Source organism: Citrobacter sp. Cpa228 (assembly GCF_030333085.1).
In the GTDB taxonomy this organism is placed as follows: domain Bacteria; phylum Pseudomonadota; class Gammaproteobacteria; order Enterobacterales; family Enterobacteriaceae; genus Citrobacter; species Citrobacter pasteurii.
Genome location: NZ_JAOWGQ010000056.1, coordinates 25,136 through 40,326 on the forward strand (window position 1 = coordinate 25,136; position 15,191 = coordinate 40,326).

Sequence of the window (15,191 nt, forward strand, 5' to 3'; positions counted from 1 at the left end):
GCGGCACTCCTTAACGGTCTTTCGGGTCGAGGGCATCACGCAGGCCATCGCCAATAAAGTTAAAACAGAATAGCGTCACCACCAGGAACCCTGCCGGAAACAGCAGTAACCATGGCGATACCTCCATCGAGTTGGCACCATCGCTGAGCAGTGCGCCCCAGCTACTTAGCGGCTCTTGTGTGCCAAGTCCCAGGAAGCTCAGGAAAGATTCAAACAGGATCATGCTGGGAACCAGCAACGAGGCGTAGACCACCACCACACCCAGTACGTTTGGCACAATGTGGCGCACAACAATTCGCACGGTAGACACCCCACCGACCTGGGCTGCTTCAATAAACTCTTTGCGCTTCAGGCTCAGCGTCTGGCCACGAACGATACGCGCCATATCAAGCCAGGACACCATCCCAATCGCCACAAAGATTAGCAGGATGTTTTGCCCAAAGAAGGTAACCAATAGAATAACGAAGAACATGAACGGGAAGGAGTTAAGGATTTCCAGCAGACGCATCATCACGGAGTCGATTTTGCCGCCGAGATAACCCGACAAAGAACCGTACAGCGTACCGACGACTACCGCCACCAGCGCTGCGGCAATGCCGACCATCAACGAGATACGTCCACCAATCGCCACCCGCACCAGCAGATCACGACCAGATGAGTCAGTGCCAAAATAGTGCCCGGACTCCGTATCAGGCGCGCTGGACATCATGCCCCAGTCAGTATCGAAGTAGGTAAACTGCGATAACATGGGTGCCAACGTCACAAACAGCGCAATAATCACCAGTACCACGAGGCTGGCTACTGCCGCTCGGTTATGCATAAAGCGTCGACGAGCATCCTGCCACAGGCTGCGGCCTTCGACCTCCAGCTTTTCACTGAAATTTTCCAGCGCTTCGCTGTTTTTCTTACTTAACATCATAGCGAGCTCCAGTATCAGTAACGGATTTTCGGGTCGATTACGGCATACAGCACATCGACAATCGCGTTAAACACGATGGTCAGCGCGCCGACCAGAATAGTCAGGCTCAGTACCAGCGAGTAATCGCGGTTTAATGCGCCATTCACGAACAACTGCCCAATACCCGGTAAACCATAGATAGTTTCAATAACCATCGAACCGGTAATGATGCCGACAAATGCGGGCCCCATATAGGACAACACCGGCAACAACGCAGGTTTTAACGCATGGCGGAAAATAATCCGTCGCATCGGCAACCCTTTAGCACGCGCGGTTCGAATAAAGTTAGAGTGCAGCACTTCAATCATTGAGCCGCGGGTAATACGCGCAATACTGGCAATATAGGCCAGGGATAGCGCCACCATGGGCAGGATCATAAATTTCAGCGCCCCACCGTTCCAACCGCCACCGGGTAGCCATTTCAGTGTGATCGCAAATATCATGACTAATAAGGGAGCAACGACAAAACTGGGGATCACCACCCCGGTCATCGCCACCCCCATAACCGTATAATCCCAACGCGTGTTTTGCTTCAACGCGGCAATTACGCCCGCACTGACGCCGATCACCACCGCCAGAATAAAGGCCGCAGCCCCCAGCTTCGCGGAAACCGGAAAGCTTGACGCGACCAGGTCATTAACGGTGTAGTCTTTATATTTAAAGGATGGCCCAAAATCACCGTGTGCCAACTGTTTCAGATAGCTAAAGTACTGCGTTGAGATCGGATCATTAAGATGGTATTTCGCTTCAATATTCGCCAGAACTTCTGGCGGTAACGCGCGCTCTCCGGTGAAAGGACTTCCCGGCGCAAGACGCATCATAAAGAATGAAATCGTAATAAGAATAAATAGCGTCGGAATCGCTTCCAGACAGCGGCGTAATATAAATTTCAACATTGCCCGTACCTTCTGGCGTGTGCCTTTATACCCGTCATACTTCACGCTGCAGGTGCGTTGGCTTTACTCGCTCACGTCAGTCACTTACTTAAGTAAGCTCCTGGCGATTCGCTGCGTTGCCGCCTTCCTGCAACGTGAATTATTTAGGGTATACCTCTCTTTGTCTAAAGAGGTATTTATAGTTCAATGAAAAAGACACTGTGGGGCAAAAATGATTGCCCCACGTCTTGCCATTAATGCTTGATAATATACAAGTCTTTAACGTGGATATTATCCATCGGGTCTTTACCGGAATATCCGCCTACCCAAGGTTTCACCAGACGGGCATTGACGTAGTAGAACACCGGTACAATTGCTGAGTCTTTATCCAGCAGCTGTTCTGCTTGCGAATACAGTTCACTGCGCTGAGCATCATCAGTTGCTTTCAGGGTATCAGCAATCAACTTGTCAAATGCAGGGCTCTTATAGTGGACGGTGTTGTTGGAGCTATCGGACAGCACCATATTCAGGAAAGACGTCGGTTCGTTATAATCCGCACACCATCCTGCGCGTGAAACATCATAGTTGCCCTGATGACGCGTATCGAGGAACGTCTTCCACTCCTGATTTTCCAGCTTCACATTCGCACCCAGATTTTTCTTCCAGATGGATGCCGCAGCGATAGCCAGCTTTTTGTGCAGATCGGAGGTGTTATACAGCAGATCAAAGGTCAACGGTTTATCCGCGGTAAAACCAGCTTCGGCCAGCAGTTTTTTCGCCTCTTCGTTACGTTTTTCCTGTGACCACTTGAACCACTCTGGCTCAACCAGTTTAGCGCCATCAGTATATGGCGGGGTAAAGCTATAGGCAGGCAGATCGCCCTGGTTTTTCACTTTGTTGACGATAATGTCACGATCCAGCGCCAGCTTCAGGGCGGTACGAACACGAACATCGTTGAACGGTGCTTTTTGGTTGTTAATTTCGTAATAATAGGTGCACAGATAAGGATCAACGTGAACTTCGTTCGGGATCTCTTTTTTCAGTTTCTGGAATAACTCAATCGGCATGTTGTTATAGGTCATGTCGATTTCACCGCTGCGATAGCGGTTCACGTCAGTCACTTCAGAAGAAATTGGCAGGTATGTGACCTGGTTAATAATGGTTTTCGCGTTGTCCCAGTAGTGGGTATTACGCTCAAGTACAATACGCTCGTTGACAACCCAGTCTTTCAGTTTATAAGAGCCGTTAGAAACGATGTTAGCGGGCTGGGTCCATTTTTCCCCGAATTTTTCCACCACGGCTTTAGGCACAGGGGAAAGAGAGGAGTGCACAAGGAGTTTGTAGAAATAAGGAACAGGTTCACTCAGAGTCACTTCAAAGGTATGGTCGTCAATCGCTTTTACACCGAGATCGGTTACTGGCTTCTTACCGGCGATGATGTCATCAATATTGACAATATGTCCGTACTGTAAATAGCTGGCGTACGGTGAAGCAGTATTAGGGTTCGCCAGACGTTGCCAGCTATAGACGAAATCTTGTGCGGTAACAGGCGTTCCATCAGACCATTTCGCATCTTTACGCAGATGGAATGTCCAGACTTTAAAATCTTTATTTTCCCATTTATCAGCCACGCCCGGCGATGGTTTGCCATCAACGTCACTGATTAATAAACCTTCAAATAAATCACGGTTAATGTTGGATTCCGGTACACCTTCGATTTTATGCGGATCGAGTGACTGAACTTCCGAACCATTATTACGCACCAGAGTCTGCTTCTCAGCCAACTGTACGCCTGCTGGTACCACTGCTGCTGTAGCAACATTTCCAGCGATTAGCGCAGTTAGGATCCCCGCAGCTACTAAACTTTTTTTAGTGATGTTAGTCATTGTGTTTGTACTCCCTCATTATTATGGCTGGTTTTATAACCAGACTGTTAATCCTGTCAGGATCCCTGTACGGCACCGGAGATTTTCTACCGTCAGGTGTTTTTTTGTTTACTGCTCGCTATCACCGACTTTATTTATTCTGGCGATTCGTTTGATCGCCTTGCGTCGATTATCTACGTGCCTCCCCTGCCGGAAGCACGCTATTACCCTGTCGAGAGAAACTAAATGAAAATTATTCTCATCAACGTGCAATCTTCTGCTAAATACCTGGCCGGAAAGTATCAAATGCGTTTCTTCACCGCCAATACATTTTACAGATTTGTTAAGCAATTCTCTTTTATCGAAAAAAAACTGCACAACAGAAGCATCAAAAAAGCGAACATTTAACAACAATATCAATTAATTCAATGCATTGCGTGAGATACCCAGCTCATCTCCCTGTCCGGCATCGAAGAGACGTCAGAATGCACATAAATTTAACAATTGGTTATTAATTAGCACATTCATCTAAATTAGGTGCTGAAATAACTAATAACATTTCGATAATCCTTCAGCAAGCCCAAGAGTATGATGTTAATAAAATAACAGCGACACTTGACCCCCTCAGGCGGACTGTTAAGGGTTATATTCATAAATTCAATGAATAACAAAAGAGTTAAGCATAAACATTTATTATTTTTGTTATGCTGATTTTCAACTTTAGTGAGAAGTTTTACGGATAATGAAAGGTAACGGAGCCGATAGTGGCTCCGTTGATGCAGAAGAGGGATATCAGGCAAGTAAACCCGGGAAAATGGATTTGATTCCGGTCACAATGAACTCAATCCCCAGGGCCATTAACAGCAGCCCCATAATACGTGTGATGACGTTGATGCCGGTTTGTCCCAACAGGCGAACCAGCCACGGCGCCATACGAAACAATCCCCAACAGCACAGCGCAAACAGCGCAATCGCCACAAAAAAGCCAAACAGGTTAATCGCACTGTGATACCGCGTGCCCCAAACGATGGTTGAGCTTATTGCCCCCGGCCCCGCCATTAACGGCAGCGCTAACGGGACAACGCCAATGCTCTCGCGTATCGCCGTCTCCGACTTTTCCTGCTTGTTTTGCTTATCTTCCCCAAGTTTTCCGCTGATCATCGACATCGCGATAGTCACGACCAGGATACCACCGGCAATCCGGAACGAATCAATTGAGATACCAAACAGTTGCAGAATTCCATCCCCCAGAAACAGAGAGGTCCATAGAATGATAGCAACCGACAGGTTTGCCGTAAGGTTGGTTTTATTGCGTGCGGCAGCAGTCTGGTAGCTGGTCATGCTGATAAAGACAGGGATGATCCCTACCGGGTTGACCAGAGCAAATAACCCAATGAAAAATTTAAAATAGACAGGAAAATCGAATAGCGTATGGGTCACGGTTAGCTCCGAAGCGTTAGCCGGATAAAATGAGTCATAAAAATTGATGAAATCCGCGCTGAAGATACGCCTTTTGTCAGCATACTTCACCTGCTATCTGCGTATATCTACGTAAATACGCTACCATTACTCGGTGTTATTAATATGTATTAAGTATGCTAATGTTAACCACATTCATTACATCAATTTTTTAACACTTACCAAGAAACGCTAAAAGGGCCTGCTGAAAGGTGTCAGCTTTGAAGAAATTTGATCCAGATCACGCAATTACTACTCAGAAGTGAGTAATCTTGCTAACGCCACCTGGAGGTAACGCGTTAGAGTTAAATGACGCTAACGCATAAGCTCTTTTAGTAAATCAAAGTAAAGTGGACGTTAATTAACCGTTTGATTTTCAAAACGTTACACAAATTTTCGTCGATCTGTCTATACTCTCGTATCGAGCAGATGATTTACTAAAAAAGTTTAACATTATCAGGAGAGCATTATGGCTGTTACTAATGTCGCTGAACTTAACGCACTTGTAGAGCGCGTAAAAAAAGCCCAGCGTGAATATGCCAGTTTCACTCAAGAACAGGTTGACAAAATCTTCCGCGCCGCCGCTCTGGCAGCCGCAGACGCTCGAATCCCTCTCGCGAAAATGGCCGTTGCCGAATCCGGCATGGGCATCGTCGAAGATAAAGTGATTAAAAACCACTTTGCTTCTGAATACATTTACAACGCTTATAAAGATGAAAAGACCTGTGGTGTGCTGTCTGAAGACGACACTTTCGGTACTATCACCATCGCTGAACCGATTGGTATCATCTGCGGTATCGTTCCGACCACTAACCCGACATCTACTGCTATCTTCAAATCGCTGATCAGCCTGAAGACGCGTAACGCCATCATCTTCTCTCCGCATCCGCGTGCCAAAGATGCGACCAATAAAGCCGCTGATATCGTTCTGCAGGCTGCTATCGCTGCTGGTGCACCGAAAGATCTGATCGGCTGGATCGATCAACCTTCCGTTGAACTGTCTAATGCTCTGATGCATCACCCGGACATCAACCTGATCCTTGCGACCGGCGGTCCAGGCATGGTTAAAGCAGCATACAGCTCCGGTAAACCAGCAATCGGTGTAGGTGCAGGTAACACCCCGGTTGTTATTGACGAAACTGCGGATATTAAGCGCGCAGTTGCTTCTGTTCTGATGTCTAAAACCTTCGATAACGGCGTAATCTGTGCTTCTGAACAGTCCGTTGTTGTTGTTGACTCTGTATACGATGCAGTTCGTGAACGTTTCGCCAGCCACGGCGGCTACATGCTGCAGGGTAAAGAGCTGAAAGCTGTTCAGGACGTTATCCTGAAAAACGGTGCACTGAACGCCGCTATCGTTGGTCAGCCAGCATACAAAATTGCTGAACTGGCAGGCTTCTCCGTACCAGAAACCACTAAGATCCTGATCGGCGAAGTGAAGGTTGTTGACGAAAGCGAACCGTTTGCTCACGAAAAACTGTCCCCGACGCTGGCTATGTACCGTGCGAAAGACTTCGAAGACGCTGTTATTAAAGCTGAAAAACTGGTTGCGATGGGCGGTATCGGTCATACCTCTTGCCTGTACACCGACCAGGATAACCAGCCAGAACGCGTTGCTTACTTCGGTCAGATGATGAAGACCGCACGTATCCTGATTAACACCCCGGCATCTCAGGGTGGTATCGGTGACCTGTACAACTTCAAACTCGCGCCTTCCCTGACTCTGGGTTGTGGTTCCTGGGGTGGTAACTCCATCTCTGAAAACGTTGGTCCTAAGCACCTGATCAACAAGAAAACCGTTGCTAAGCGAGCTGAAAACATGTTGTGGCATAAACTTCCGAAATCTATCTACTTCCGTCGTGGCTCTCTGCCAATCGCACTGGATGAAGTGATTACTGATGGTCACAAACGTGCGCTGATCGTGACCGACCGCTTCCTGTTTAACAACGGCTATGCTGACCAGATCACTTCCGTGCTGAAAGCGGCTGGCGTTGAAACTGAAGTGTTCTTTGAAGTAGAAGCTGACCCGACTCTGACCGTTGTACGCAAAGGTGCTGAGCTGGCGAACTCCTTCAAACCAGACGTGATCATTGCGCTGGGCGGTGGTTCCCCGATGGACGCCGCGAAAATCATGTGGGTAATGTACGAACATCCGGAAACCCATTTCGAAGAGCTGGCGCTGCGCTTTATGGACATCCGTAAACGTATCTATAAGTTCCCGAAAATGGGCGTGAAAGCGAAAATGATCGCCGTCACCACCACTTCCGGTACCGGTTCTGAAGTGACCCCGTTTGCGGTTGTTACCGACGATGCAACGGGTCAGAAATATCCGCTGGCTGACTACGCGCTGACCCCAGACATGGCAATTGTCGATGCCAACCTGGTCATGGATATGCCGAAATCACTGTGTGCATTCGGTGGTCTGGATGCAGTGACTCACGCTCTGGAAGCTTACGTTTCCGTACTGGCTTCTGAATTCTCTGATGGTCAGGCTCTGCAAGCATTGAAACTGCTGAAAGAAAACCTGCCGGCGTCCTACCATGAAGGTTCTAAGAACCCGGTAGCGCGTGAGCGTGTTCACAGTGCAGCAACCATCGCCGGTATTGCGTTTGCTAACGCCTTCCTGGGTGTATGTCACTCAATGGCGCATAAGCTGGGTTCTCAGTTCCACATTCCTCACGGTCTGGCGAACGCCTTGCTGATCAGCAACGTCATTCGTTATAACGCGAACGACAACCCGACTAAACAGACTGCTTTCAGTCAGTATGATCGTCCGCAAGCTCGTCGTCGCTACGCCGAAATCGCAGACCATCTGGGTTTAAGCGCACCGGGCGACCGTACTGCGGCTAAAATCCAGAAACTGCTGGCATGGCTGGAAGAAATCAAAGCTGAACTGGGTATTCCAAAATCTATCCGTGAAGCTGGCGTTCAGGAAGCTGACTTCCTGGCACACGTCGACAAACTGTCCGAAGATGCGTTTGACGACCAGTGCACCGGTGCTAACCCGCGTTACCCGCTGATTTCTGAACTGAAACAGATCCTGCTCGATACTTACTACGGTCGTGAGTATAGCGAGGGTGAAACTGCGGCTAAAACTGAGCCAGCAGCAGCGCCTAAAACTGAGAAAAAAGCGAAAAAATCCGCTTAATGCACTCACATAAGTTTTAGTATCTTCATAAACGGCCCTTTGGGGCCGTTTTTTTTGCCATGCTCAGCGAAAATCAGACTATGCAGACGCCCGCCATCGGCGGTGAAAAAGCGTAAGGGAAATAAGTGTGAGAGTGACACCAGAAGGCAATACCGCAGGGTAGCGCTTCTGGCTAAAGCAGAGACCTACCCTGCGATTTTAACTCAGCAGGAGAACAGAGGGTTAATCGTGGCTGTGACGTTCCTGAATGGCCGTCAGAGAGCCTTCAGACTGTGCTTCCTTATAATGCTTACGACACACCGATACATAGCGTTCATTTCCGCCTATAACGACCTGCTCACCTTCGTTATAAGGTCTTCCGGCCTGATCAAGGCGTAATACCATGCTGGCCTTACGGCCACAGAAACAAATAGTTTTTAATTCAACCAGCTTATCTGACCATGCAAGCAGGTATTCACTACCGCCGAATAACTCACCACGAAAATCGGTGCGCAAGCCGTAACACAACACGGGAATATCCAGCTGATCAACAACCTCTGATAATTCATAAACCTGCTGTCGCGTCAGAAACTGAGACTCATCAACAAGCACGCAATGAATTCGTTGCTGCGCGTTCTCCGCACGAATCTCCTCGAACAATGATGAATTTTGGTTAAACAATTTTGCAGGTGACGACAGGCCTATACGTGAACTTACTTTTCCCGCACCAAAACGGTCATCAATTTCCGCTGTATATACAACGGCACGCATCCCACGTTCCTGATAATTGTATGAAGATTGCAGCAATGCCGTCGACTTGCCTGCATTCATTGCAGAATAGTAAAAATAAAGCTGTGCCATTGTGTATCGGCCCTCACCGGGGGAAAATAAATATGGGCAGGATTGTATCATATTTCACAAACATGTCGGTGCAGCGTGACATCCGGGATGTATAAAAGAACGTGCGGACATCGCCCTGTTTCGTCTAAATACCCCACAGCGCGGAAGTGCCCTTGAGTACTTTCTCAAGTGTACGATAGAGTGAAAGTCCGCAGCCAAAGCACAAACAACCTGAAGTATGATGAGTATATACACATTCTTTCACAAATAGTGCTCCTGAAATTCATCAACGTCACTTATCATCACCGCGCAATAAAGAAACCCTGCCCTTATTGTTATTGCATCTAACGATAGCCACCTTGTAATAGGGGGATTCACGTAAGCAAAACTAATACAAAAGGTTGAAATCACTGCAAAGAGATACTATTTGTACACCATGAAATGTGACCTGAATCTTGAATTTCTACTCGCTGCTGCCGTGAAGCCCGCATACCAATAAGCCTTTTTTATGCCCGACATCGTCGTAAAATTAAGACAGAACAATTAATACAGACACTAAATAAAGAGCAATTTTGAATTCCTTACATTCCTGGCTATTGCACAACTGAATTTATCGCTCTATTATTAGCTCAACAAACCACCCCCAATATAAGTTTGAGATTACTACAATGAGCGAAGCACTTAAAATTCTGAACAACATCCGTACTCTTCGTGCGCAGGCGAGAGAATGTACTCTGGAAACGCTTGAAGAAATGCTGGAAAAATTAGAAGTTGTAGTTAGCGAGCGTCGCGAAGAAGAAAGCGCTGCCGCTGCTGAAGTTGAAGAGCGTACTCGTAAACTGCAACAATATCGTGAAATGTTGATTGCTGACGGTATTGATCCGAACGAACTGCTGAATAGCATGGCAGCGGTTAAGTCCGGCACCAAAGCTAAACGCGCAGCGCGTCCGGCTAAATATAGCTACGTTGACGAAAACGGTGAAACTAAAACCTGGACTGGCCAGGGTCGTACACCGGCTGTGATCAAAAAAGCGATGGAAGAACAAGGTAAACAACTGGACGATTTCCTGATCAAGGAATAATTCAGAAATAGTTTGCTTAAAATCCCGCCACTGGCGGGATTTTTTTTACCCGTACTTCGCACATCGCCCTACCCAAATTAGGTATAAAAAAACGGCGCTGGATTAGCAGCGCCGTTCTGTCCTTATAATACCGCGAGGTTACTTCTTAATACCCATCTCATCTTCAAGCCATGCTTTAAATTCAGAGCCAAGCGTATTATGGCGAATACCATATTCAACAAACGCCTGCATATAGCCCAGCTTATTACCACAGTCATGGCTTTTACCCTTCATGTGATAGGCCTCTACCGTTTCTTTTTCGATCAGCATATCGATAGCGTCGGTCAGCTGAATTTCATCACCTGCTCCCGGAGGTGTTTTTGCCAACAGAGGCCAGATATCCGCACTAAGAACATAACGTCCCACAACGGCCAGATTCGATGGCGCAACGTCTGCTTTCGGTTTTTCTACCACGCCAACCATCGGTACGCTTTCACCAGGCGTTAATTCAACGCCCTTGCAATCAACAACACCATAAGCAGTTACGTCAGCTACAGGCTCCACCATAATCTGGCTGCTGCCTGTTTCATCAAAACGGTGGATCATTTCAGCAAGGTTGTCACGGGATAAATCAGATTCGTATTCGTCAAGAATAACGTCCGGCAGGATGACCGCAACGGGTTCATCGCCAACAACCGGATGGGCACACAATACCGCGTGCCCCAGACCTTTTGCCAGCCCCTGACGCACCTGCATAATAGTGACATGCGGAGGGCAAATAGATTGCACTTCTTCCAGAAGTTGACGTTTTACGCGCTTTTCCAGCATCGCTTCAAGTTCGAAGCTGGTATCAAAGTGGTTTTCAATTGAATTTTTAGACGAGTGAGTCACGAGTACAATTTCAGTGATGCCCGCAGCAATACATTCGTTTACGACGTACTGAATTAATGGTTTATCAACCAACGGTAGCATCTCTTTCGGGATTGCCTTCGTAGCCGGTAACATCCTGGTTCCTAATCCCGCAACCGGGATAACGGCCTTTTTGACTTTTGAATTAAGGGCAGCCATTTAAAACTCTCCTGGACTGTTCATGTATTGAACATGTTCATCAATCTGTTTCGCATCCGAGTATATCAGTACCGCAGTAAGCTTCAGGTCTGAAAAGGACGCGTGTCGGTATAATTAAGATAAATACGTAGAAATCTGGCGCTGATAGTAGCACTCGCGGCATGAAGGAGGTGAGCCAATTTGATTCCCCTACCTGTCAATTGTTCATTCCGCAGACAACATCAGGCGCAAACGACCACCTGCCCCCCAGATTTGGCATTGCCAGGACTCACTGCGCTGACTCAGTTGATTAAGATACGCATTACCTAAGGTGCCCAACGGAACACCATTACTGATTTGTACATGATGTGAACCCGTATTTAATGTCGCATTCAGCCCTGCTGATACCAAAATCAGGTTTTTTAATCCGCTGTGATAATAGCCCACCAGCAAAGGAAACTGTCCTGGTAAATTAGCCTGACGCAGTAAATGATTCACCTGCTTCAATAACGCACCGAGCTCCGGCAATCGTTGATTTTGATGTGCTAACTGTTCCTGTAGCAAACCGTTAAATAGCGCACGCAGTAGTAATGCCGCCAGAACGCCATTATCCCCTGCCCTTGTCACATCCAGACAATAAAACGCGAGGTCATGGTCTGAGAGCGGCGCAATATCCAGTACCAGCCCTGGCTGATCGGCGGCGACCAACTGGCGGTAGTTAACCCGACAATGCGAGATGACCTGCGACACTGGGGGCTGCAATTCTTGCAACAGTTTTGCAGCAGCTGCAGGATCGCCCACCATCGCATCCCAGTCACGAAACAGGCGTTCTTCTTCTTCCACACGAGAATTAAACATATTGGGATAAAGACACGCAAAAACGGTTTCTCGCAGGCGGTTAAGGTCCTTCACGGGCTTTAAAAGAACATCATCCACACCGAGTCGTAATGCTTTGGCAATATCGGCCATATTTTCCGTTGCGGAGATCACCAGAATAGGCGTCTGATCGCCACGATTACGCAGATACTCAACCAGTTTAAGGCCGTTCATTCTCGGCATTGCGAGATCGCAAATCATCAGGTCGGGGGTGAAGCGCCCCAGTAACTCCAGCGCATCAAGCCCGTCTCCCGCTACTGCTGTTGTCGCTCCCAAAGAGGAAAACCATGAATCCAGAAGCGAGCGAAATACCGGCTCATCTTCAACGATAAGAATCTGTTTTCCGACCAATGGCTGCGTCATATTCTCCCCCCTGACTGGCTTTAGTAAATAGTGGCATGCTATTGCAACTCACGCCTGTCAGAATTTGCTTAAGTGTTGATAAAAAATGCGTTAAACGTTGGTTTTTACCAGGGGCAGAAGCTCATCCATTTTCTTCTCGACCGCTAACTGCCCGGCAGCAATTGCAGCACCGGCGCGATGGAAATCCAGCGTGGATATTTGTGGACAAAACGGCTGAATCAGAATATCAGGTGGGTCTCCAGCCATACGGTTGCGTTTGAGACGGTTTTCCAGAACCTGAATCGAGGTCGTCATGATCTCCATCGCCGTCGGTGCCGTGACTGCTCGCCGGGCCGTAATGTTGCTCAAGCGCTCTTTCAGGCGGGCATGCCATGACAGCTCATCATCATCGTTCGATTCGGTTTCACTATTGACGTTGAAGGAGAGCAGATCCTGTTGCATCAGGTGCGCATCATGTTGCAGGTCGACCGCGATAACGATGTCAGCACCCAGGGCGCGCGTCAGAGAGACGGGTACAGGGTTCACCACCGCGCCATCAACCAGCCAATAACCATTATGCGCCACAGGTGACATCAGGCCAGGAATACTGCAGGAGGCACGGACGGCAAGGTGCAAATCACCTTCGGTAAACCACAGCTCACGGCCCGTACTTAGATTGGTTGCGACAGTAGCAAAACGACGTGAGCATTGTTCGATAGATTCTACCGGCATGACATTCCGATACTGATTGAATACCCGCTCGCCGCGCAATAACCCTCCCCTGCGCCACGAGAGATCCATCAGGCGTAAAACATCCCAGTAACTGAAGGAGCAAACCCACTGTTCAAGCGCGGGGAGTTTGTTACATGCGTAGGCGGCGCCGACCAGTGAGCCAATAGAACACCCTGCCACAATATCAATATCAATGCCCATGTGTTTCAGGGCTTTGATCACACCAATATGCGACCAGCCGCGTGCTGCGCCGGAACCTAGCGCCAGCCCAATTTTTATTTTTCTCATTATACCTACAGACTTCCCCTGGCTTACAGACGTAGCAACATCGCCACGGCTCAGTTAACATAGTGCCACCCTGGCGTTTTTACGCCGTTTTTTTATTCCAGGGAGTACTTTGTGTCTCAGCTTTGTCCCTGTGGTAGCGCTGTCGAGTATAGCCTATGTTGCTACCGTTATGTGTCCGGTGCACAAGTAGCACCTACGCCGTCACATCTCATGCGTTCTCGTTACTGTGCTTTTGTGATGAAAGACGCAGATTACCTCATCAAAACCTGGCATCCAGATTGCCATGCCGCCGATTTCCGGGATGACATTATTGCAGGATTTACCCATACCGAATGGCTGGGACTGACCGTTTTTGAACAGCAGACGGCAGAAACCGACAATATCGGCTATGTCAGTTTTGTCGCACGGTTTTCTGAACAGGGAAAAACAGGCGCAATTATCGAACGCTCTCGTTTTTTAAAAGAAAACGGTCAGTGGTACTATATTGACGGTACACGCCCGCCAATTGGACGAAACGATACCTGCCCTTGTGGCTCCGGTAAAAAATTTAAAAAGTGCTGCGGCTAATCAACGCCCGACAGTATCAATTATGCAAACATTCTCAACAGGATCTCCGCTGCAAATGCATTCATTACAACGAAAAGTGCTGCGTACAATTTGCCCGGACCAAAAAGGTCTGATCGCGCGCATTACTAACATCTGTTACAAGCACGAACTGAACATCGTGCAGAACAATGAGTTCGTGGACCATCGTACCGGGCGTTTTTTCATGCGTACCGAGCTGGAAGGCATTTTTAACGATGTCACACTGCTGACCGATCTGGACAGCGCGCTACCAGAAGGTTCCATTCGCGAGCTTACGCCAGCGGGACGCCGCCGCATCGTTATTTTAGTCACCAAAGAAGCCCACTGTTTGGGCGATCTGTTAATGAAGGCCAATTACGGCGGACTGGATGTTGAAATTGCCGCGGTTATCGGCAACCACGACACGCTACGTTCCCTGGTTGAGCGTTTTGATATTCCTTTTGAGCTGGTCAGCCATGAAGGTTTAACACGTGACGAGCATGACCAGAAAATGGCGGATGCCATCGACGCACATCAGCCAGACTATGTCGTGCTGGCAAAATATATGCGTGTCCTGACGCCGACATTTGTTTCTCGCTTCCCAAATAAGATCATCAATATTCACCACTCATTCCTGCCCGCCTTTATTGGCGCGCGCCCGTACCATCAGGCGTATGAGCGCGGCGTGAAGATCATCGGAGCGACAGCCCACTATGTAAATGACAATCTCGACGAAGGTCCGATCATCATGCAGGACGTGATTCATGTGGATCATACCTATACCGCAGAGGATATGATGCGTGCCGGTCGTGACGTTGAGAAAAATGTATTAAGCCGCGCGCTGTATCAGGTTCTCGCTCAGCGTGTCTTTGTTTACGGTAACCGAACGATTATTCTGTAATCGATTGATAATTTTATTGGTTACCTTTACATCTTTACGCGTAAAAATCAGGCAACCAGTTCTTTTTTATCAACGGAATGCTTTACAGGGGCGCATCATTTGATATGATGCGCCCCGCTTCCAAAGGAAGCAGGCCAGTAACATAGCATTACCCCGTGGTGGGGTTCCCGAGCGGCCAAAGGGAGCAGACTGTAAATCTGCCGTCATCGACTTCGAAGGTTCGAATCCTTCCCCCACCACCATCACTTCATATAGCA

The 15,191-nt window shown here is 48.1% G+C and carries 12 protein-coding genes and 1 tRNA gene; 5 read left to right on the forward strand and 8 right to left on the reverse strand.

Translation table 11 applies throughout. The annotated features are described in order from the left end of the window. Nucleotides 1–10 precede the first annotated feature (10 nt). From oppC to ychE, 4 genes are all read right to left on the reverse strand, one after another. The gene (gene oppC, locus OGX91_RS21955) at nt 11–919 is read right to left on the reverse strand and encodes an oligopeptide ABC transporter permease OppC (RefSeq protein ID WP_005126406.1); all 909 of its coding nucleotides are present in this window, start codon (nt 917–919) and stop codon (nt 11–13) included. 14 nt (nt 920–933) lie between these two features. Further along, entirely contained in the window at nt 934–1,854 is a 921-nt protein-coding gene (gene oppB, locus OGX91_RS21960) for an oligopeptide ABC transporter permease OppB (protein ID WP_005126405.1), read from the reverse strand. Nucleotides 1,855–2,087: 233 nt separating this feature from the next. Further along, nucleotides 2,088–3,719 carry an oligopeptide ABC transporter substrate-binding protein OppA gene (oppA, locus tag OGX91_RS21965; protein WP_040233217.1) on the reverse strand — a complete coding sequence of 544 codons (1,632 nt, stop codon included), beginning with the start codon at nt 3,717–3,719 and terminating at the stop codon, nt 2,088–2,090. A gap of 771 nt (nt 3,720–4,490) precedes the next feature. Continuing rightward, entirely contained in the window at nt 4,491–5,138 is a 648-nt protein-coding gene (ychE, locus tag OGX91_RS21970; RefSeq protein ID WP_005126400.1) for an NAAT family transporter YchE, read from the reverse strand. A 487-nt stretch (nt 5,139–5,625) separates the two neighbouring features. On the opposite strand from ychE, the gene adhE reads away from it, so the two are divergent. Then, the gene (gene adhE, locus OGX91_RS21975) at nt 5,626–8,304 is read left to right on the forward strand and encodes a bifunctional acetaldehyde-CoA/alcohol dehydrogenase (protein WP_005126398.1); all 2,679 of its coding nucleotides are present in this window, start codon (nt 5,626–5,628) and stop codon (nt 8,302–8,304) included. A 222-nt stretch (nt 8,305–8,526) separates the two neighbouring features. Here the strand turns inward: adhE and tdk are convergent, their stop codons facing one another. Further along, nucleotides 8,527–9,144 carry a thymidine kinase gene (gene tdk, locus OGX91_RS21980; RefSeq protein WP_005126397.1) on the reverse strand — a complete coding sequence of 206 codons (618 nt, stop codon included), beginning with the start codon at nt 9,142–9,144 and terminating at the stop codon, nt 8,527–8,529. A gap of 647 nt (nt 9,145–9,791) precedes the next feature. Here tdk and hns point away from each other — a divergent pair. Further along, the gene (hns, locus tag OGX91_RS21985; protein ID WP_003020723.1) at nt 9,792–10,205 is read left to right on the forward strand and encodes a histone-like nucleoid-structuring protein H-NS; all 414 of its coding nucleotides are present in this window, start codon (nt 9,792–9,794) and stop codon (nt 10,203–10,205) included. A 138-nt stretch (nt 10,206–10,343) separates the two neighbouring features. On the opposite strand, the gene galU is transcribed toward hns, so the two are convergent. The 3 genes from galU to rssA form a co-directional block, all read right to left on the reverse strand. Next, entirely contained in the window at nt 10,344–11,252 is a 909-nt protein-coding gene (galU, locus tag OGX91_RS21990) for a UTP--glucose-1-phosphate uridylyltransferase GalU (protein ID WP_005126395.1), read from the reverse strand. A 204-nt stretch (nt 11,253–11,456) separates the two neighbouring features. Beyond that, nucleotides 11,457–12,470: a two-component system response regulator RssB gene (rssB, locus tag OGX91_RS21995; RefSeq protein ID WP_005126394.1), complete on the reverse strand. Its 1,014-nt coding sequence runs from the start codon at nt 12,468–12,470 to the stop codon at nt 11,457–11,459. 90 nt (nt 12,471–12,560) lie between these two features. Beyond that, the gene (rssA, locus tag OGX91_RS22000) at nt 12,561–13,469 is read right to left on the reverse strand and encodes a patatin-like phospholipase RssA (protein ID WP_005126393.1); all 909 of its coding nucleotides are present in this window, start codon (nt 13,467–13,469) and stop codon (nt 12,561–12,563) included. Between the two features lie 111 nt (nt 13,470–13,580). On the opposite strand from rssA, the gene OGX91_RS22005 reads away from it, so the two are divergent. From OGX91_RS22005 to OGX91_RS22015, 3 genes are all read left to right on the forward strand, one after another. Then, nucleotides 13,581–14,036 (forward strand): YchJ family protein, encoded by a 456-nt coding sequence (locus tag OGX91_RS22005; RefSeq protein ID WP_040233219.1) that lies wholly within the window; start codon nt 13,581–13,583, stop codon nt 14,034–14,036. 55 nt (nt 14,037–14,091) lie between these two features. After that, nucleotides 14,092–14,934, forward strand: a complete 843-nt coding sequence (gene purU / locus OGX91_RS22010) for a formyltetrahydrofolate deformylase (protein WP_005126391.1) — start codon at nt 14,092–14,094, stop codon at nt 14,932–14,934. Between the two features lie 157 nt (nt 14,935–15,091). Next, a tRNA-Tyr gene (locus OGX91_RS22015) sits at nt 15,092–15,176 on the forward strand. Nucleotides 15,177–15,191 lie beyond the last annotated feature (15 nt).